Annotated in this window: 16 protein-coding genes; all 16 read left to right on the top strand. The window is 65.6% G+C overall.

Annotation, left to right across the window (positions count from 1 at the left end):
- Positions 1 to 176 precede the first annotated feature (176 nt).
- On the top strand, positions 177 to 2,873 hold the full coding sequence (gyrA, locus tag HUK68_RS07685; RefSeq protein ID WP_175503657.1) for a DNA gyrase subunit A: 2,697 nt from the start codon (positions 177 to 179) through the stop codon (positions 2,871 to 2,873).
- Positions 2,874 to 2,961: 88 nt separating this feature from the next.
- Complete coding sequence (serC, locus tag HUK68_RS07680; protein ID WP_175503656.1) at positions 2,962 to 4,071, top strand: 3-phosphoserine/phosphohydroxythreonine transaminase; 1,110 nt, start codon at positions 2,962 to 2,964, stop codon at positions 4,069 to 4,071.
- The gene (pheA, locus tag HUK68_RS07675) at positions 4,046 to 5,182 is read left to right on the top strand and encodes a prephenate dehydratase (RefSeq protein WP_390887769.1); all 1,137 of its coding nucleotides are present in this window, start codon (positions 4,046 to 4,048) and stop codon (positions 5,180 to 5,182) included. Before serC ends, pheA begins: the two co-directional genes overlap by 26 nt.
- Positions 5,183 to 5,227: 45 nt before the next feature.
- Complete coding sequence (locus HUK68_RS07670; RefSeq protein ID WP_175503654.1) at positions 5,228 to 6,211, top strand: prephenate dehydrogenase; 984 nt, start codon at positions 5,228 to 5,230, stop codon at positions 6,209 to 6,211.
- Positions 6,212 to 6,233: 22 nt separating this feature from the next.
- Entirely contained in the window at positions 6,234 to 8,243 is a 2,010-nt protein-coding gene (locus HUK68_RS07665) for a bifunctional 3-phosphoshikimate 1-carboxyvinyltransferase/cytidylate kinase (RefSeq protein WP_175503653.1), read from the top strand.
- Between the two features lie 151 nt (positions 8,244 to 8,394).
- Positions 8,395 to 10,080: a 30S ribosomal protein S1 gene (gene rpsA / locus HUK68_RS07660; protein ID WP_175503652.1), complete on the top strand. Its 1,686-nt coding sequence runs from the start codon at positions 8,395 to 8,397 to the stop codon at positions 10,078 to 10,080.
- 139 nt (positions 10,081 to 10,219) lie between these two features.
- On the top strand, positions 10,220 to 10,567 hold the full coding sequence (locus HUK68_RS07655; RefSeq protein WP_175503651.1) for an integration host factor subunit beta: 348 nt from the start codon (positions 10,220 to 10,222) through the stop codon (positions 10,565 to 10,567).
- A gap of 60 nt (positions 10,568 to 10,627) precedes the next feature.
- Complete coding sequence (locus tag HUK68_RS07650; RefSeq protein WP_175503650.1) at positions 10,628 to 10,942, top strand: LapA family protein; 315 nt, start codon at positions 10,628 to 10,630, stop codon at positions 10,940 to 10,942.
- Entirely contained in the window at positions 10,932 to 12,080 is a 1,149-nt protein-coding gene (gene lapB, locus HUK68_RS07645) for a lipopolysaccharide assembly protein LapB (protein WP_175503649.1), read from the top strand. Before HUK68_RS07650 ends, lapB begins: the two co-directional genes overlap by 11 nt.
- Positions 12,081 to 12,211: 131 nt before the next feature.
- Positions 12,212 to 12,544, top strand: a complete 333-nt coding sequence (locus HUK68_RS07640; protein WP_175503648.1) for a ComEA family DNA-binding protein — start codon at positions 12,212 to 12,214, stop codon at positions 12,542 to 12,544.
- Positions 12,545 to 12,702: 158 nt separating this feature from the next.
- Positions 12,703 to 15,627 carry a monovalent cation/H+ antiporter subunit A gene (locus tag HUK68_RS07635; RefSeq protein WP_175503647.1) on the top strand — a complete coding sequence of 975 codons (2,925 nt, stop codon included), beginning with the start codon at positions 12,703 to 12,705 and terminating at the stop codon, positions 15,625 to 15,627.
- Positions 15,627 to 15,992 (top strand): Na+/H+ antiporter subunit C, encoded by a 366-nt coding sequence (locus HUK68_RS07630; RefSeq protein ID WP_175503646.1) that lies wholly within the window; start codon positions 15,627 to 15,629, stop codon positions 15,990 to 15,992. Before HUK68_RS07635 ends, HUK68_RS07630 begins: the two co-directional genes overlap by 1 nt.
- Positions 15,989 to 17,683 carry a monovalent cation/H+ antiporter subunit D gene (locus HUK68_RS07625; RefSeq protein ID WP_175503645.1) on the top strand — a complete coding sequence of 565 codons (1,695 nt, stop codon included), beginning with the start codon at positions 15,989 to 15,991 and terminating at the stop codon, positions 17,681 to 17,683. Before HUK68_RS07630 ends, HUK68_RS07625 begins: the two co-directional genes overlap by 4 nt.
- Complete coding sequence (locus HUK68_RS07620; protein WP_175503644.1) at positions 17,680 to 18,168, top strand: Na+/H+ antiporter subunit E; 489 nt, start codon at positions 17,680 to 17,682, stop codon at positions 18,166 to 18,168. The genes HUK68_RS07625 and HUK68_RS07620 overlap by 4 nt, the downstream gene beginning before the upstream one ends.
- Positions 18,165 to 18,443, top strand: a complete 279-nt coding sequence (locus tag HUK68_RS07615) for a K+/H+ antiporter subunit F (protein ID WP_175503643.1) — start codon at positions 18,165 to 18,167, stop codon at positions 18,441 to 18,443. The genes HUK68_RS07620 and HUK68_RS07615 overlap by 4 nt, the downstream gene beginning before the upstream one ends.
- Complete coding sequence (mnhG, locus tag HUK68_RS07610; protein WP_175503642.1) at positions 18,440 to 18,838, top strand: monovalent cation/H(+) antiporter subunit G; 399 nt, start codon at positions 18,440 to 18,442, stop codon at positions 18,836 to 18,838. The genes HUK68_RS07615 and mnhG overlap by 4 nt, the downstream gene beginning before the upstream one ends.
- The last annotated feature ends 127 nt before the right edge of the window (positions 18,839 to 18,965 follow it).

Raw genomic sequence — 18,965 nt, 5'->3', positions numbered from 1 at the left:
CATTAGTGGCCATCACCAAGAACGTTGGAAATGATTGTGCCATACGTAACATGCGAATGCGGCGGGCTCGGCGGTGGGCTGCGCGCGACAAAAGCGTAATTCCCAGGATATGTTGCGCAGCAACTACAGCCCAATGACTCTAAAATGAGCCTCCCTTGCCGTCAAAGTCGCACTCAATGACCCAGTTCGCTAAAGAAACTCTGCCCATCAGCCTAGAAGAGGAGATGCGCCGCAGTTATCTCGATTACGCCATGAGCGTGATCGTGGGCCGCGCGCTTCCCGACGCGCGAGATGGCCTCAAACCCGTGCATCGCCGCGTGCTCTATGCGATGCACGAACTCAACAATGATTGGAATCGGCCCTACAAGAAGTCGGCACGTATCGTCGGCGATGTGATCGGTAAATACCATCCGCACGGCGATTCCGCGGTGTACGACACCATCGTGCGCATGGCGCAGGACTTCTCGCTGCGCCACATGCTGGTCGACGGCCAGGGCAACTTCGGCTCGGTCGACGGCGACAGCGCAGCGGCAATGCGCTACACCGAAATCCGCCTGGCCAAGATCGCGCACGAGATGATTGCCGACATCGACAAGGAAACCGTCGACTTCGGCCCCAACTACGACGGCAGCGAACGCGAGCCGCTGGTGCTGCCCAGCCGCCTGCCCAACCTGCTGGTCAACGGCTCGTCCGGCATTGCCGTGGGCATGGCCACCAACATCCCGCCGCACAACCTCAACGAGGTCGTCGATGCCTGCCTGCACATGCTGCAGAACCCCGAGGCCACCATCGACGAGCTGATGGAAATCGTGCCCGCGCCCGACTTCCCCACGGCCGGCATCATCTATGGCATCAACGGCGTCAAGGATGGTTACCGCACTGGCCGCGGCCGCGTGGTGATGCGTGCCAAGTGCCACTTCGAGGACATCGACCGCGGCCAGCGCCAGGCGATCATCGTCGACGAGCTGCCCTATCAGGTCAACAAGAAGACGCTGCAGGAGCGCATGGCCGAGCTGGTGCACGAGAAGAAGATCGAAGGCATCAGCCATATCCAGGACGAATCGGACAAGTCCGGCATGCGCCTGGTGATCGAGCTCAAGCGCGGCGAAGTGCCCGAAGTGGTGCTCAACAACCTGTACAAGCAGACCCAGCTGCAAGACACCTTCGGCATGAACATGGTGGCGCTGATCGACGGCCAGCCGCGCCTGTGCAACCTGAGGGAACTGATTGCCGTCTTCCTGCAGCACCGCCGCGAGGTCATCACCCGCCGCACCGTGTTCGAGCTGCGCAAGGCGCGCGACCGCGGCCATGTGCTCGAAGGCCTGGCCGTGGCGCTGGCCAACATCGACGAATTCATTGCCATCATCCGCAATGCGCCGACGCCGCCCGTGGCCAAGGCCGAGCTGATGGCGCGCGCGTGGGACAGCAAGCTGGTGCGCGAGATGCTCACCCGCACGCGTGAAGACGGCGGCCTGGTGAGCGCCGACGACTACCGTCCCGAAGGCCTCGAAGCCGAGTTCGGCCTGGGCAAGGACGGCCAGTACCGCCTGTCCGAAACCCAGACGCAGGAAATCCTGCAGATGCGCCTGCAGCGCCTGACCGGTCTCGAGCAAGACAAGATCGTGGCCGAGTACAAGGACGTCATGGCGATGATCGAGGACCTGCTCGACATCCTGGCCAAGCCCGCGCGCGTGTCCGTGATCATCGGCGAGGAACTGACCGCGCTCAAGGCCGAGTTCGGCCAGAGCAAGATCGGTGCGCGCCGCAGCTCGGTGGAATACAGCGCCCAGGACCTGTCCACCGAAGACCTGATCACGCCCACCGACATGGTGGTCACGCTGAGCCACACCGGCTACATCAAGAGCCAGCCGCTGTCCGAATACCGCGCGCAAAAGCGCGGCGGCCGCGGCAAGCAGGCCACGGCAACCAAGGAAGACGACTGGATCGACCAGCTGTTCATCGCCAACACGCACGACTACCTGCTGTGCTTCTCCAACCGCGGCCGCCTGTACTGGCTCAAGGTGTGGGAAGTGCCGGCGGGTTCGCGCGGCTCGCGCGGCCGCCCCATCGTCAACATGTTCCCGCTGCAGGAAGGCGAGAAGATCAACGTGGTGCTGGCGCTCACGGGCGACATGCGCACCTTCCCGGAGGACCGCTACGTGTTCATGGCCACCAGCATGGGCACCGTGAAGAAGACCGCACTCAACGAGTTCAGCAACCCGCGCAAGGCCGGCATCATTGCCGTCAACCTCGACGACGGCGACTACCTGATCGGCGCGGCGCTGACCGACGGCGCGCATGACGTGATGCTGTTCAGCGATGGCGGCAAGGCCGTGCGCTTCGACGAGAACGACGTGCGCCCGCTCGGCCGCCAGGCGCGCGGCGTGCGCGGCATGACGCTCGAGGAAGGCCAGAGCGTCATCGCGATGCTGGTCGCCGAGGACTCCGACAGCAACCCGCAAAGCGTGCTGACCGCCACCGAGAACGGCTATGGCAAGCGCACCAGTATTGCCGAGTACACGCGCCACGGCCGCGGCACCAAGGGCATGATCGCCATCCAGCAGTCCGAGCGCAACGGCAAGGTCGTCGCGGCCACGCTGGTGCGCGCCGACGACGAGATCATGCTGATCACCGACAAGGGTGTGCTGGTGCGCACCCGCGTCGCCGAGATCCGCGAGCTGGGCCGCGCCACGCAGGGCGTGACGCTGATCGCGCTCGATGACGGCGCCCAGCTCAGCGGCCTGCAGCGCATCGCCGAGAACGATGCGCCCGCGGAGGCCGAGGCGGTTGATGCTGCGGCAGCCGATGCCGCGGCGGCCGATGCCGCGGCGGCCGGCGCCGCGGCGGACGGCGACGCCGCGCCCCAGGCCTGATCCGCCCCACTCCGAACACGCCGGCATTGCCGGCGTGCCTGTTTCCCCCTCCCGCAAAGTACGCGGCCGAACGCCGCACGCAGACACCATGAACCGTCCGTACAACTTTTCCGCCGGCCCCGCCGCCATTCCCGCCGAAGTCCTGGAACTGGCGGCTTCCGAGATGCTCGACTGGCACGGCAGCGGCATGGGCGTGATGGAAATGAGCCACCGCGGCAAGGAGTTCATGTCGATCTACGAGCAGGCCGAAGCCGACCTGCGCGAGCTGCTGGCGGTTCCGGCGAACTTCAAGATCCTGTTCATGCAGGGCGGCGGGCTTGCCGAGAATGCCATCGTGCCGATGAACCTGGCGCACCTGGGCACGGCGGACTTCGTGCTGACCGGCAGCTGGAGCCAGAAGTCGCTCAAGGAGGCGCGCAAGTATGTGTCCGAGGCGCATGTCGCGGCCAGCGCCGAAGACAGCAACTTCACCGCGATCCCGCCGACCTCCAGCTGGGACCTGAGCCGCGGCGCAAGCTATGTGCACCTGTGCACCAACGAGACCATCCATGGCGTCGAGTTCCATGAGCTGCCCGACCTGAAGGCGCTGGGCTCCGATGCCCCGCTGGTCATCGACTTCTCCTCGCAGGTGGCTTCGCGTCCGGTCGACTGGAGCCGCGTCGGCCTGGCCTTTGGCGGTGCGCAGAAGAACATCGGCCCGGCCGGGCTCACCATCGTCGTCGTGCGCGAAGACCTGCTCGGCCATGCCCTGCCCGTGTGCCCCAGTGCATTTGACTACAAGATCGTGGCCGATAACCAGTCGATGTTCAACACGCCGCCGACCTGGGGCATCTACGTCGCCGGCCTGACCTTCCAGTGGCTCAAGCGCCAGCGCGAAGGCGAGCTGTCCGGCATTGCCGCAATGGAGCAGCGCAACATCGCCAAGGCCGAGCTGCTGTACCGCAGCATCGACCAGTCGCAGCTGTATGTGAACAAGGTCGCAGCCAACTGCCGCTCGCGCATGAACATCCCGTTCTTCCTGCGCAACGAGGCGCTCAACGACGCTTTCCTGGCCGGCGCCAAGGAGCGCGGCTTGCTGCAGCTCAAGGGCCACAAGTCGGTGGGCGGCATGCGCGCGAGCATCTACAACGCCATGCCGCTGGCCGGCGTCCAGGCGCTGGTCGACTACATGCATGCCTTCGAACAACAACACGCCTGAGAGACACTCTGTGATCAACACGCCCCAAGCCTCGCCCGACCTCGCCGACCTGCGCCAGCAGATCGACAGCATCGACCAACAGCTGCTGTCGCTGGTCAACCAGCGCGCGCGCGTTGCCGAGCAGGTCGGTGAAGTCAAGAAACGCGAAGGCACACCGTTCTTCCGGCCCGACCGCGTGGCCCAGGTCATCCAGAAGATCGAGGCCGCCAACCCCGGCCCGCTGAAGGCCACGCACGTCTCGGCCATCTGGCGCGAGATCATGTCCGCCTGCCTGGCGCTGGAGTCGCCCCAGCGCGTGGCGGTGCTCGGCCCGGCAGGGACCTTCTGCGAGCAGGCCGCGGTCGACTATTTCGGCGGCGCCGCCGACCTGATGTATTGCGCCAACTTCGACGAGGTGTTCCACGCCACGGCCGCGGGCAGCGCCCAGTACGGCGTGGTCGGCGTCGAGAACTCGACCGAAGGCGTGGTCACGCGCTCGCTCGACATGTTCCTGCACACGCCCTGCCATGTGGTCGGCGAGGTCAGCCTGCTGATCCGCCACAACCTGCTGCGGCTGAGCAACTCGCTGGACGGCATCGAGGTCGTGGTCGCGCACCCGCAGGCGCTGGCGCAGTGCCAGGGCTGGTTGTCCAAGCACCTGCCGCATGCCGAGCGCCGCCCGGTCGACAGCAATGCCGAGGGCGCACGCCTGGCCTCGCTGAACCCGAGCTGGGCCGGCCTCGCCGGCGAGCGCGCGGCGCAGCAGTTCGGCCTGCATACCGTGGCCCATGCGATCCAGGACGAAGCCTACAACCGCACGCGCTTCGCCATCATCTGCCTGCCGCAGACGCTGGCCATGCCACAGGCGACGGGCAAGGATTCGACCAGCCTGATCATTTCCGTGCCCAACCGCCCCGGCGCCGTGCACGACCTGCTGGTGCCGCTCAAGACGCACGGCGTGTCGATGACGCGCTTCGAGTCGCGCCCCGCGCGCACCGGCCAGTGGGAGTACTACTTCTATATCGACCTGGCAGGCCACCCGAGCGAGCCGCATGTGGCCAAGGCGCTCGCGGAACTGCAGGGCCTGTGCGCGTTCTACAAGATGCTGGGCGCCTACCCCACGCCGGCATGATGCGCATGCCTGGCCTCTTTCCCCTGCCGTCGCCGGAGTCTGTGGATGTTTGAACAACTGGGGCTCATCGGCTGCGGCCTGATGGGCGGATCGTTTGCGCTGGCTCTGAAGAAGGCCGGCTTGGTCAAGCGCGTGGTCGGCTACAGCAAGTCGCCGTCGACCACCGAACGCGCGCGCCAGCTGGGTGTGATCGACGTCGAAGCGCCGTCGGCGCTGCTGGCCGCCGCGGGTGCGGACATCGTGCTGCTGGCCGTGCCCGTGGCTTCGACCGAAGCGACGCTCAAGTCCATCCGGCATCTGGTCACTCCGCAGATGCTCATCATGGATGTGGGCTCGACCAAGGCCGACGTGGTGCAGGCCGCGCGCTCGGGACTGCGCGACCGGATCGGCTCCTTCGTGCCGGCCCATCCGATCACCGGCAAGGAAGTCGCGGGCGTCGAGCATGCCGAGGCCGACCTCTACGTCGGCAGCCATGTGGTGCTCACCCCTACCGAGCGCACGCTGACCGTGCAGTTGGAGCAGGCGCGCCGCATCTGGCAGGCACTGGGCTGCAACGTGCACAGCATGTCGCCCGAGGCGCATGACGCGACGCTGGCCACCGTGAGCCATCTGCCGCACCTGCTGGCGTTTGCCATGATGCAGAGCGTGCTGACCCAGCCGGATGCCGACGCCACGCTGGCGCTGGCGGGCCCCGGGTTCCGCGACTTCACGCGCATTGCCGGCGGCAATCCGCAGATCTGGCGCGACATCCTGATGGCCAACCGCGAACAGGTGCTGGCCCAGTCGGCGCAGTTCCGCGCGGCGCTGCAGAACCTCGAGGAACTGATGCAAGCCGGCGATGCCCAGGGCCTGCAGGACCGGCTCACGCTGGCCAGCGCCGCACGCGCGGGCTGGCGCATGGGTGCGGCCGGCTCAGGTGCGGCCGGTACAGGCACGGCCGGTACAGGCGCGGCCGGCTCAGGCGCGGCCGGCTCCGGCGAGAGCCGCGCGGGCGCACCCGCCCATTCCCCCCATTTCCAGGGCGCCTGAGCCCGCACGCTGCAAAGGCGCCATGTTCCAGACCGAATTCCTCGATATCCCCGCCCTGGCCTCGGCCGGGGGCGAAGTCCGCCTGCCGGGCTCGAAAAGCATCTCCAACCGCGTTCTGCTGCTGGCGGCGCTGAGCGAAGGCACGACGCAGGTACACGACCTGCTCGATTCCGACGACACGCGCGTCATGCTCACGGCGCTGGAGCAGATCGGCTGCAGGCTCGAGCGCGAGGGCGACAGCCTGCGCATCACTGGCATCGGCGGCGCGCTGCCCCCAGGCACGGCGGCCGAGCTGTTCCTGGGCAACGCGGGCACGGCCATGCGTCCACTCACGGCGGCGCTTGCACTGCTGGGCGGCGAATTCACGCTCAGCGGCGTGCCGCGCATGCACGAGCGTCCGATCGGCGACCTGGTCGATGGCCTGCGCCAGCTGGGCTGCAGCATCGACTACCTGGGCAACGACGGCTATCCGCCGCTGCGCATCGCGCCCGCCGACTTCCGCGCCGCAGCGGTGCAGGCGCCGATCCAGGTGCGCGGCGACGTCTCCAGCCAGTTCCTCACCTCGCTGCTGATGGCGCTGCCGCTGCGCGCGGCCGCGCAGGACATCACCATCGAAGTCGTCGGCGAGCTGATCTCCAAGCCCTATATCCACATCACGCTGGAGCTGCTCGCGCGCTTCGGCATCGCGGTGCGCAACGATAACTGGCAGCGCTTTCAGATTCCCGCCGGCAGCCGCTACCGCTCGCCCGGGGAGATCCATGTCGAAGCCGATGCGTCTTCCGCCAGCTATTTCATTGCACTGGGGGCGATTGCCGCGGGTCCCGGCGTGCGCATCCTGGGCGTGGGCGCGCAGTCCATCCAGGGCGACATCCGCTTCGTCGAAGCCGCGCAAGCCATGGGCGCCGAGATCGAGAGCGGCCCGAACTGGCTGCAGGTGCGGCGCGGACGCTGGCCGCTGCAGGCCATTGATCTGGATTGCAACCACATTCCCGATGCGGCCATGACGCTGGGCGTGATGGCGCTGTATGCCGAGGGAACCACCACGCTGCGCAACATCGCCAGTTGGCGCGTCAAGGAAACCGACCGCATTGCGGCCATGGCCTGCGAGCTGCGCAAGCTGGGCGCGAGCGTGGAAGAAGGCGCGGACTATCTGCGTGTGACGCCGCCGGCCCGGCCCGCCGATTGGCGCGCGGCCAGCATCCATACCTATGACGACCATCGCGTCGCGATGTGTTTTTCGCTGGCCGCGTTCAATCCGCAGCAGCTTCCGGTGCGCATCGAAGACCCGAAATGCGTGGCCAAGACCTTTCCCGATTATTTCGAGGCGCTGTTCTCGGTCTGCGAGACGCCGCGCGAGCGCATTCCGGTGATCTGCATCGACGGGCCGACGGCGTCGGGCAAGGGCACGATTGCCGCCGAAGTCGCGCAGCGCCTGGGCTATGGCATCCTGGACTCGGGCGCGCTCTACCGGATTGCGGGCCTGGCGGCGCATCGCGCCGGCATTGCCATCGACCCGGTGCACGAAGAAGAGATCGCGGCGCTGGTGCGCACGCTGCCGATCCGCTTCACCGCCACGCAGCAGATCCTGCTGGGCGACGAGGACATTGGCCACGCGATCCGCAGCGAGACCGCCGGCATGGACGCTTCGCGCGTCTCGGCACTGCCCGCGGTGCGCGCGGCGCTGGTGTCGCTGCAGCTGAACTTTCAGCGCCTGCCCGGCCTGGTGGCCGATGGCCGCGACATGGGCACGGTGATCTTTCCCGCGGCGCCGCTCAAGGTCTACCTGATCGCTTCAGCCGAATGCCGTGCTGCGAGAAGGTATAAACAGTTGATTTCCAAAGGAATTTCGGCTAACATAACCGCGCTTCGTGCTGACCTTGAAGCACGCGACGCGCGCGACATGCTGCGCAGCGTGGCACCGCTCAAGCCCGCACCAGACGCACTGTCCCTCGACAGCTCTGAACTTTCCATCGAACAGGTGGTCGAACAGGTGCTGCACTGGTGGCAGCAGCGACAACCCTTCAAAGGTTGAAACCAGTCCCCTGTGCCGCTTTTTCGCCCGGGCTAGCGAATGGCAGAGGGTCTTTAACTATAGCCTGCGGACCCGTCCGCAACCTCCGCAAGCAGTCTTAAAAACGTGGGCAATCGTGCTCCCGGAAACCTGTTTGCGGCCAAGGAAATACATGTCTGAATCTTTTGCCGCCCTGTTCGAAGAATCGTTGCAACGCACGGAAATGCGTCCTGGCGAAGTCATCACCGCTGAAGTCGTGCGCGTCGAGCACAACTTCGTGGTGGTCAACGCCGGTCTGAAGTCCGAAGCCTACGTGCCCCTCGACGAATTCAAGAACGACCAGGGCGAAGTCGAAGTCCAAGTCGGTGACTTCGTCTCGGTGGCCATTGGCTCCATCGAAAACGGCTACGGCGACACCATCCTGTCGCGCGACACCGCCAAGCGCCTGGCCTCGTGGCTGGCCCTGGAAAAGGCCCTGGAATCGGGCGAGTTCGTGACCGGCACCACTTCGGGCAAGGTCAAGGGCGGCCTGACGGTCCTGGTCAACGGCATCCGCGCATTCCTGCCCGGTTCGCTGATCGACACGCGTCCGATCAAGGATCTGACGCCTTACGAAAACAAGACCCTGGAATTCAAGGTCATCAAGCTCGACCGCAAGCGCAACAACGTGGTGCTGAGCCGCCGCGCTGTCGTGGAAGCCTCGATGGGCGAAGAGCGCGCCAAGCTGATGGAAACGCTGAAGGAAGGCGCCATCGTCCAGGGCGTGGTCAAGAACATCACCGAATACGGTGCGTTCGTCGACCTGGGCGGCATCGACGGCCTGCTGCACATCACCGACATGGCATGGCGCCGCGTGCGTCACCCCTCGGAAGTGGTGACGGCTGGCCAGGAAATCACGGCCAAGATCCTGAAGTTCGACACCGAGAAGAACCGCGTGTCCCTGGGCCTGAAGCAAATGGGTGACGATCCCTGGATGGGCGTTTCGCGCCGCTATCCTTCGGGCACGCGCCTGTTCGGCAAGGTCACGAACATCGCCGACTACGGCGCGTTCGTGGAACTCGAACCCGGTATCGAAGGCTTGGTGCACGTCTCCGAAATGGACTGGACCAACAAGAACATTGCTCCTTCGAAGCTGGTGTCGCTGGGCGACGAAGTCGAAGTCATGGTTCTCGAAATCGACGAAGACAAGCGCCGCATCTCGCTGGGCATGAAGCAATGCAAGGCTAACCCCTGGCAAGAATTCGCCCAGAACACGAAGCGTGGCGACCGCGTCAAGGGCCCGATCAAGTCGATCACCGACTTCGGCGTGTTCGTTGGCCTGGCTGCCGGCATCGACGGCCTGGTGCACCTGTCCGACCTGTCGTGGAACGAAACCGGCGAAGCCGCGGTTCGCAACTACAAGAAGGGTCAAGAAGTCGAAGCCATCGTGCTGGCCGTGGACGTCGAGCGCGAGCGCATCAGCCTGGGCATCAAGCAGCTGGACAGCGACCCCTTCACGACCTTCGCCACTGTCAACGACAAGGGCCAGATCGTGACCGGCAAGGTCAAGACCGTTGACGCCCGTGGCGCTGAAATCGACCTGGGCGACGACATCGTCGGCTACCTGCGCGTTTCGGAACTCTCGCGCGACCGCGTGGAAGATGCCCGCTCGGTGCTCAAGGAAGGCGACGAAGTCACTGCCGTGGTGCTGAACGTGGATCGCAAGACCCGCAACATCCAGCTGTCCATCAAGCAGAAGGACATGGCTGAGCAGCAAGAAGCCATGGCTTCGCTGTCGGCACAGTCGTCGCGCGAAAGCGCTGGCACGACCAGCCTGGGCGCCCTGCTGCGCGCCAAGCTGGACAACTCCGACAAGTAAAGCGCGGGAGCGTCAGGTGCCACCTCGTGATGCCTGAGCTCCTGCCGCAAGGCTTGAGTTGGATGCGGCGGGCGCTTATGGCGCCCGCCGCTTTTTTCTTCAAAACCGGTTGTCCCGGTGCTAACTGGATTTGCTTTCGATGACCCGCTCTGATCTCGTCGAAGAACTGGCCGCGCGTTTCGGCCAATTGACGCAACGCGACGCCGAGCTTGCCGTCAAGACCATCCTGGATGCGGTGGGCGATGCCCTGGTGCGCGGGCAGCGCATTGAAATCCGTGGCTTTGGCAGTTTCTCCATCAACCACCGCCTCGCGCGCATGGGCCGCAATCCGCGCAGCGGCGAGGCCGTGCACATTCCGCAAAAGCGCGTGCCCCACTTCAAGCCCGGCAAGGCCCTGCGCGAAGCCGTGGACCAGCGCACCACCGAACTCGGCGGTGCCCAAGCCCTGGCCTCTTTGCCGGCACAGCGCAACAGCCACCAGCCTTGAACCTGCAAGCCCCAGAGTGGAAACAAGGCCTATAGAATCAGGCCGTCACGAAGGGATTGCATGAAATACATCCTGTGGCTGCTCAAGGCGGCCATTTTTTTTACGCTGTTCGCCTTTGCGTTGAACAATCAGCAAAACGCCACGGTGCATTTCTTCTTCGGCACCCAATGGACCGCACCGCAGGTGCTGATCGTGCTCACGGCGTTTGCCGCCGGGCTCGTTGCCGGGGTGCTGGGCATGGTGCCGCGCTGGCTCAAGCACCGCAGCGCCGCACAGCGCGCCGCGCAGCCCGCAGCGGCGACAGCGCCTGCATCTGCCGAAGCCCCGGCAGCACCCGCGCCCTCCCTGCCTCCGCACGATCTCCATGGAATTTGATCTCAACTGGATCCTGCTGGGTTTGCCGCTTGCCTTCGTGCTGGGCTGGCTGGCCTCACGCTTCGATGCCCGGCAGATGCGCGCGGAAAACCGCAGCGCCCCCAAGGCTTACTTCAAGGGACTGAACTTCCTGCTCAATGAGCAGCAGGACAAGGCCATCGATGCCTTCATCGAGGCGGTGCAAAACGACCCCGACACGTCGGAGCTGCATTTCGCACTGGGCAATCTGTTCCGCCGCCGCGGCGAGTACAACCGCGCGGTGCGCGTGCATGAGCACCTGCTGTCGCGCGGCGACCTGACCCGGCCTGACCGCGACCGCGCCCAGCATGCGCTTGCGCTCGACTTCCTCAAGGCAGGACTGCTCGACCGCGCGGAGGACGCACTGCGCCGCCTCGAAGGCACGAGCTACGAGGCCGAGGCCCGGCTTGCGTTGCTTGCCATCTATGAACGCTCGCGCGATTGGAAGCAGGCCAGCGACATTGCCCACCGCATGCAGACCGCGCGCCAGGGCGATTTCAGCGTGCGCCTGGCGCACTATCTGTGCGAAGGTGCCGATGTGCTGGCTGCGAGCGGCCAGCTCGAAGCCGCCATGGCACAGTACCAGCAGGCACTGCTGCTGGCCCCGGCCGCCGGACGCCCGCAGATCGATCTGGCCAGGCTGCAACACCGTCTGGGTCAGACCGCGCAGGCTTGGACCACCTTGCAGGCACTGGCCGAGAAAAGCCCCAACGCACTGCCGCTCGCCGCCGGCTTGTTGCCCGAGATCGCCCAGACACTTCCCGATGCGCCGATCCGGCCGTGGCTCGAAGCGCAATACCTGCGCTCGCCCTCGCTGGATTTGCTGCAGGCGCTGGTGGCGCTCGATGCCGGCAAGCCCGACGCTCCCGGACGCCAGCGCTATGTCGAGCATCTGGGCAAGGAGCCCTCGCTGGTGGCCGCCACGCGCTGGCTCGCGGACGAGCCTTTTGCCGAGGAAGAACACCACCCCGCCGTGCAGCGCGCGCTCGAACATGCGAGCAAGCCGCTGACACGCTATCGCTGCGCGGCCTGCGGCTTCGAGGCGCGCCAGCATTTCTGGCATTGTCCCGGCTGCCAGAGCTGGGACAGCTATCCGGCACGGCGCGTGGAAGAGTTGTAGCGGCTGGCAAACGCCAGCAACCCCGCACTTTCTCCGGTTTTCCTGCTCAATGTAGTGCAATGTCCTACATTAACGATCGCCTGAGGGGACTTGCAGTTCCAAGTCTTGGATGCCCCTCGCGAGGAAGCGCGATGTTCAAGCCAGTCCTTACCACCTTTGCAATGCTCCACGCAGCCTGCGTTTTTGCCGCGACCGATGTCAATATGGCAACGCTGGCTGAACTCGATGCCATCCCGGGTATCAGTCCCGCGCTGTCGCAGCGCATCATTGCCCAGCGGGACCGGGCGCCTTTTGCCGGCTGGCCGGACCTGATTGCACGCGTGCACGGCATCGGAAGCGCCGCCGCGGCCAGATTCTCGGCAAATGGCCTTACGGTGAACGGGAAAACCTTTTCCGGCAGCAGCGTACTGGCCGCCGAAACCTCCGCTGCCGGGCCTGCGCCCAACAGCACCAAAGCCGATTGAAAAAGGGTTCCCACCCCCGTGCGCCCGGCTCTCCCGGGAAGCCGCTACAGCCCTTGCGCTGCAGCGGCTTTTTTTCTGTCTGCGCCATGACCCTAATTGAAAACATGCTCAGATTTTCATAGCGGAATTCGGCAGCTTGCCCCTAAAATGTCACGCACATGCCGTTGATCTTCCTCATTATTCTGCCCTTCCTCGGCAGCCTGCTGGCTGCCGTATTGCCGACCAACGCCCGCAATACCGAGTCCACCTTGGCCGGAGTGATTGCCCTGGGCTGTGCCATCCAGGTGGCACTGTTGTTTCCCGAGGTCGCCGATGGCGGCGTGCTGCGCGAGGAGATAGATTGGATACCGGCATTGGGCATGAACCTGATCGTGCGCATGGATGGCTTTGCGTGGATGTTCTGCATGCTGGTGCTGGGCATCGGTTCGCTGGTGGTGCTCTACGCGCGCTACTACATGTCGCCCGCCGATCCAGTGCCACGCTTCTTTGCGTTCTTCCTGGCATTCATGGGCGCCATGATGGGCGTGGTGCTCTCGGGCAACGTGATCCAGCTGGCGTTCTTCTGGGAGCTGACCAGCCTGTTCTCGTTCCTGCTGATCGGCTACTGGCACCACCGCAAGGACGCGCGCCAGGGCGCGCGCATGGCGTTGACGGTCACGGGCGCAGGCGGGCTGTGCATGCTCGCCGGCATGCTGGTGCTGGGCCATATCGTCGGCAGCTACGATCTCGACCATATCCTTGCCGCGGGCCAGCAGATCCGCGACCATCACCTTTATCTCACCGCGCTGGTGCTCATCCTGCTCGGCGCCTTGACCAAGAGCGCGCAGTTCCCGTTCCATTTCTGGCTGCCCCATGCCATGGCCGCGCCCACGCCGGTGTCGGCCTACCTGCACTCGGCCACCATGGTCAAGGCCGGCGTATTCCTGCTGGCGCGCATGTGGCCGGTGCTGGGCGACACCGAGCCCTGGTTCTGGCTGGTCGGCGGCGCAGGGCTGTGCACGCTGCTGCTGGGCGGCTATCTGGCAATGTTCCAGAACGACCTCAAGGGACTGCTGGCCTACTCCACCATCTCGCACCTGGGCCTGATCACGCTGCTGCTGGGCCTCAACAGCCCGCTGGCGGCCGTGGCCGCAGTGTTCCACATCATGAACCACGCGACCTTCAAGGCGTCGCTGTTCATGGCGGTGGGCATTGTCGACCATGAAAGCGGCACGCGCGACATTCGCCGGCTGTCCGGGCTGCGCACCATGATGCCGGTCACTGCCACGCTGGCGATGGTGGCCAGCGCGGCAATGGCCGGTGTGCCGCTGCTCAATGGATTCCTGTCCAAGGAAATGTTCTTTGCCGAGACCGTCTATCTCGACGCCGCGCCCTGGGTGCGCTCATGGCTGCCCGTGGCGGCAACCCTGGCCGGCATGTTCAGCGTGGCCTATTCGCTGCGCTTCACCGTCGACGTGTTCTTCGGACCCAAGGCCACCGATCTGCCGCTCACGCCGCACGAGCCGCCACGCTGGATGATCGCCCCGATCGCACTGCTGGTGGTGGCCTGCGTCGTGGTCGGCATCGCCCCGGCCTGGGCCATGGGCGACTTCCTGCGCGCCGCCGCCGCGCCCGTGGTGGGCGGCACGCTGCCCGCGTTCAGCCTGGCCGTCTGGCATGGTGTGAACGCACCGCTGATCATGAGCGTGCTGGCGCTGCTGGGCGGCATTGCAATCCATTGCCTGCTCGGCTGGCTGCGCAAGGCCGGACATGTCGAAACCGCCCCCATCCTGCGCCATTTCGACGGACGGCGCTTTTTCGACTACGCGCTGGCGTTGGCCCAAGCCGGCGCGCGCCAGGGCCGGCGCCTGCTGAGCACCATGCGCCTGCAGTGGCAGATGCTGTGGCTGGTGTGCCTGGCGCTGGCCGCTGGCTTCCTGCCACTGTGGACCAGCGGCCTGGAACTGGGCGACCGGGGCACGCTGCCGGTATCGCCGGCCTTCGTGCTGCTGTGGATCATTGGCAGCACCTGCGCGCTGGCCGCGGCCTGGAAGGCCAAGTACCATCGGATGGCCGCGCTGATCATGCTCAGCGTGTCCGGCCTCTGCGTCTGCATCACCTTTCTCTGGTTCTCGGCACCCGACCTGGCGCTGACCCAGCTGGTGGTGGAGGTCGTGACCACGGTGCTGATCATGCTGGGCCTGCGATGGCTGCCCAAGCGCGACAAGAACCTGCACATTCCCGCGCTGTCGACCCAGATCCGCGCCCGGGCGCGCCGGCTGCGGGACTTCGCGCTGGCGCTGGCGGCAGGCGGCGGCATGGCCTGGCTCGCGTTTGCGATGATGAGCCGCCCGTTCCACGACAGCACCTCGACCTTCTTCCTGGAAAATGCGCTCAGCGGCGGCGGCGGCACCAATGTGGTCAACGTGATGCTGGTCGACTTCCGCGGCTTCGATACCTTTGGCGAGATCGTCGTGCTGGGCGTCGTGGCGCTCACGGTGTATGCGCTGCTGCGGCGCTTCCGGCCGGCGCGCGAGACCATGGACCTTCCCGAGCAGCAGCGTTACGTGCCCGGCGACCTGCAGACAGACCTGCTCAACCCGCGCCATGCGGGCGACACCGCCGTGGGTTACCTGATGGTGCCGGCGGTGCTGGTACGGCTGCTGCTGCCGTTCGCCACGCTGGTGGCGATCTACCTGTTCATGCGCGGCCACAACGAGCCCGGCGGCGGCTTCGTGGCCGGCCTGGTGTTCTCGGTGGCGCTGGTCCTGCAATACATCATCTCCGGCACGCAGTGGGTCGAGGCCCACTTCGCGCTCTACCCCCGGCGCTGGATTGCCGCGGGGCTGCTGTTCGCGCTGCTCACCGGCTTCGGCTCGGTGGTGGTCGGCTACCCGTTCATGACCAGCCACAGCTTCCATTTCACACTGCCGCTGGTGGGCGAGATCCACCTGGCCAGCGCCACCTTCTTCGACCTGGGCGTGTTCACGCTGGTCGTAGGTTCCACGATGTTGATACTGACGGCCATTGCCCACCAATCCGTACGCGGCCACCGCTACCATGCGCGCCTGCTCGAAGACGAAGCCAACGAGGGAGCCCACTGATGGAGATCGTGCTTGCTCTTGCCATTGGCGTGCTGACCGGCTCGGGTGTCTGGCTTCTGCTGCGCCCGCGGACCTACCAGGTCATCATGGGCCTGTCGCTGATGGCCTATGCCGTCAACCTGTTCATCTTCAGCATGGGCCGCCAGGGGCTGGCCATCGACAAGGAACCGGTGCTGCGCGCCGGCGTGCCGACGGATCTCGTGAACTACGCCGACCCCATGCCCCAGGCCCTGGTGCTCACGGCCATCGTCATCGGCTTCGCCATGACGGCGCTGTTCCTGGTGGTGCTGCTCGCCTCGCGCGGCACGGCCGGCAACGACCATGTGGATGGAGTGCACTCGCGTGATGTGCAGGAAATGCCATGATGGAGTTCATTTCCCTGCTCATGCCGCACCTGATGCTGGCACCCATCATGCTGCCCATGCTGACTGCGGCGCTGATGCTGCTGATGCGCGAGGAACTGCAACGCGTCAAGCTGACGCTGAACATCCTGTCGACGCTGATCGGACTGGTGATTGCCGTGGCACTGTTGCTGTGGACCGACCAGGCCGGTGCGCCCGTGACCATGGGCGTGTACCAGCCGGGCAACTGGCCGGCGCCATTCGGCATCTCGCTGGCGCTTGACCGGCTGTCGGCGCTGATGCTGGTCACCACCAGCATCGTCGCGCTGGCATCGATCGTGTTCGCGGCCGTGCGCTGGCACCGCGCGGGCGTGCACTTCCACCCGCTGTTCCAGTTCCAGCTGATGGGGCTGGCGGGCGCCTTCCTCACGGCCGACCTGTTCAACCTGTTCGTGTTCTTCGAGATCACGCTGGCGGCATCGTATGGCCTGCTGCTGCATGGCTCGGGCCGCGCGCGCATCCAGTCGGGCCTGCACTACATCGCCATCAACCTGGCCGCGTCCTCGCTGTTCCTGATCGGCGTGTCGATGCTCTACGGCATCACCGGCACGCTGAACATGGCCGACCTGGCCAGCGCGATTCCGCATGTCGATCCCGCCGACCGCGGCCTGCTGCACGCCGCCGCGGGCATCCTGGCAATGGCCTTCCTCATCAAGGCCGCACTGTGGCCGGTGAACTTCTGGCTTGTTCCGGCCTACAGCGCGGCCACCGCCCCCGTGGGCGCGCTGTTTGCGCTGATGACCAAGCTGGGCGTCTATACCGTGCTGCGGCTGTGGACGCTGATGTTCAGCAGCCAGGCCGGCGAGTCCGCGCTGTTCGGCAGCAACTGGCTGATCTGCGGCGGCCTGCTGACCATGGCCTTTGCCGCCGTCGGCATGCTGGGCACGCAGCGCCTGACCAACATGGCGGGCTATGCCGCCATCCTGTCGTCTGGCACGCTGCTGGCCGCCACGGGCTTCGGCCAGAACCTGCTCACGGCCGGCTTGCTCTACTATTTGCCCAGTTCGACCTTTGCCGTGGCCGCGCTGTTCCTGCTGGCCGACCTGCTCGACCGCTGGCGCAATGCGGGTGCACGCACCGCGCCGTATGAAGACGACGAAGCGCCGTTTCTCAACGCCGAACTGGTGCCCACCACCGGCCTGAACCTCGACGAGGACGAGGAAGTGCTGATCGGCCGCGTGATTCCCGCTGCCGCGGCCTTTCTAGGCCTGGCGTTCCTGGTCTGCACGCTGATCATTGCCGGCCTGCCGCCCTTGTCGGGCTTTGTCGGCAAAATCGCCATGCTCAATGCCGTGCTCAACCCCATGGGCGTAGGCACCTCGGCGGGCCACCAGCCCGGCATGCTCGGCTGGACCATGCTGGCGCTGATGATAGCCACCGGCCTGGTCGCGACGATTTCGCTGGTCCGCGTCGGCATGCGCCATTTCTGGGCCAGCCATGATCGCAACACGCCGCAGCTGCGCGTGGCCGAAGGGCTGCCGATTGCGGTACTGCTGGGCTGCTGCATTGCCTTGACCGTGCAGGCCGGCCCGGTGCTGCGCTATATGCAGAACGCTGCCGATGCGCTGCATGCGCCCGGCACCTATATCCATGGCGTGCTCACGCAGGCGCCGGTGCCCAATCCCGTTCCCGTTCGCGCAAAGGAGCAGCCATGAAACGCATCCTGCCGGCCCCGCTGCTGTCGGTGGCGCTATTCCTGCTGTGGCTGCTTCTCAACCATTCGCTGAGCGCAGGCCATGTGGTGCTGGGTGCGATCGCAGGCCTGCTGGTGCCGGTGCTGCTGCGTGGCCTGCGGCCGCTGCCGGTGCGCATCCGTCGCCCGCTGAGCATTCTCCGGCTGGCGCTCAACGTGGCCTACGACACCTCGCTGTCGAACCTCGTCGTGGTGCGCTTCCTGCTGATCAAGTCCTATCGCAAACACAGCGCCGACTTCGTGCACATTCCGCTCGAACTGCGTGATCCAAATGCACTGGCGGTGCTGGCGATGATCGTCTGCATCACCCCCGGTACGTCTTGGGCCGAGCTGTCGCGCGACCGCTCGATGCTGCTGCTTCATGCATTGGAAGTCGGCGATCCGCAGAAGCTGATCGACCATGTCAAGAACCGCTACGAGCGCCTGTTGATGGAGATTTTTGAATGAGCCCGTATTTCATCGGGACGCTGTCCTTTGCGCTATTCCTGCTGGTGCTGGCCATGACCTGCGCACTGTACCGGCTGCTCAAGGGTCCGGCGGCACAGGATCGGGTGCTGGCACTCGACTGCCTCTACATCATCGGCATGCTGGCCATGCTGGTGCTGGGCATCCTCTACAGCAGCACCGATTATTTCGAGGCCGCGCTGCTGATCGCCATGTTCGGCTGCGTGAGTTCAACGGCCATGGCCAAGTTCCTGCTGCGTGGGGAGGTGATCGAATGACGCCGTCGGCCATTCCTCTCTGGGCACAGGCCGTGGTCGGCCTGCTGGTGCTGATCGGCGCGCTGATCACCCTGCTGGGAGCGCTGGGGCTGGTGCGGCTGAAAAGCTACTTCGAGCGCGTGCATTCGCCGTCCATCATCGCCACGCTGGGCTGCTGGTCCATCATGCATGCCACGGTGCTGTTCTTCTCGGTCCTGGAATCGCGCCTGGTGCTGCATGCGCTGCTGATCGCGGTATTCATCTCGGTGACCGTTCCGATCACGACCATTTTCCTGATGCGCGCGGCGCTGTTCCGCGCGCGCCGCAACGGGCAGAACGTGCCGCCGGCCACCAGCCGCGTGGTGTCCAGCGATCCCGACCATGGCGATGCCGCACACGTGGACAACCGCTTCTGACACTCCGCATTCCGGATGAAGCCGTGCCCCCGTCGCCCGCCGCGCCGGGGGCACGCGTTTTTCCGGCCTTCGATGACGCTGGCACCAATTGGCGGCGCCAGTCCGAAGCTATGAGTTTGTGAGCGTA

Origin of the sequence: Comamonas antarctica (assembly GCF_013363755.1) — a bacterium.
In the GTDB taxonomy this organism is placed as follows: Bacteria; Pseudomonadota; Gammaproteobacteria; order Burkholderiales; family Burkholderiaceae_C; genus Comamonas; species Comamonas antarctica.
Note: the sequence above shows the minus strand (reverse complement) of the source record. Positions and strands in the feature narration are given on the sequence as shown.

Bases quoted from the DNA above. Each gene is read 5' to 3' on its own strand.
- HUK68_RS07655 (WP_175503651.1), top strand. From the start codon at position 10,220: ATGACCCGCTCTGATCTCGTCGAAGAACTGGCCGCGCGTTTCGGCCAA.
- rpsA (WP_175503652.1), top strand. From the start codon at position 8,395: ATGTCTGAATCTTTTGCCGCCCTGTTCGAAGAATCGTTGCAACGCACG.
- HUK68_RS07635 (WP_175503647.1), top strand. From the start codon at position 12,703: ATGCCGTTGATCTTCCTCATTATTCTGCCCTTCCTCGGCAGCCTGCTG.
- mnhG (WP_175503642.1), top strand. From the start codon at position 18,440: ATGACGCCGTCGGCCATTCCTCTCTGGGCACAGGCCGTGGTCGGCCTG.
- HUK68_RS07665 (WP_175503653.1), top strand. From the start codon at position 6,234: ATGTTCCAGACCGAATTCCTCGATATCCCCGCCCTGGCCTCGGCCGGG.
- serC (WP_175503656.1), top strand. From the start codon at position 2,962: ATGAACCGTCCGTACAACTTTTCCGCCGGCCCCGCCGCCATTCCCGCC.
- HUK68_RS07620 (WP_175503644.1), top strand. From the start codon at position 17,680: ATGAAACGCATCCTGCCGGCCCCGCTGCTGTCGGTGGCGCTATTCCTG.
- lapB (WP_175503649.1), top strand. From the start codon at position 10,932: ATGGAATTTGATCTCAACTGGATCCTGCTGGGTTTGCCGCTTGCCTTC.
- HUK68_RS07640 (WP_175503648.1), top strand. From the start codon at position 12,212: ATGTTCAAGCCAGTCCTTACCACCTTTGCAATGCTCCACGCAGCCTGC.
- HUK68_RS07615 (WP_175503643.1), top strand. From the start codon at position 18,165: ATGAGCCCGTATTTCATCGGGACGCTGTCCTTTGCGCTATTCCTGCTG.
- HUK68_RS07630 (WP_175503646.1), top strand. From the start codon at position 15,627: ATGGAGATCGTGCTTGCTCTTGCCATTGGCGTGCTGACCGGCTCGGGT.
- pheA (WP_390887769.1), top strand. From the start codon at position 4,046: ATGCCTTCGAACAACAACACGCCTGAGAGACACTCTGTGATCAACACG.
- gyrA (WP_175503657.1), top strand. From the start codon at position 177: ATGACCCAGTTCGCTAAAGAAACTCTGCCCATCAGCCTAGAAGAGGAG.
- HUK68_RS07650 (WP_175503650.1), top strand. From the start codon at position 10,628: ATGAAATACATCCTGTGGCTGCTCAAGGCGGCCATTTTTTTTACGCTG.
- HUK68_RS07670 (WP_175503654.1), top strand. From the start codon at position 5,228: ATGTTTGAACAACTGGGGCTCATCGGCTGCGGCCTGATGGGCGGATCG.
- HUK68_RS07625 (WP_175503645.1), top strand. From the start codon at position 15,989: ATGATGGAGTTCATTTCCCTGCTCATGCCGCACCTGATGCTGGCACCC.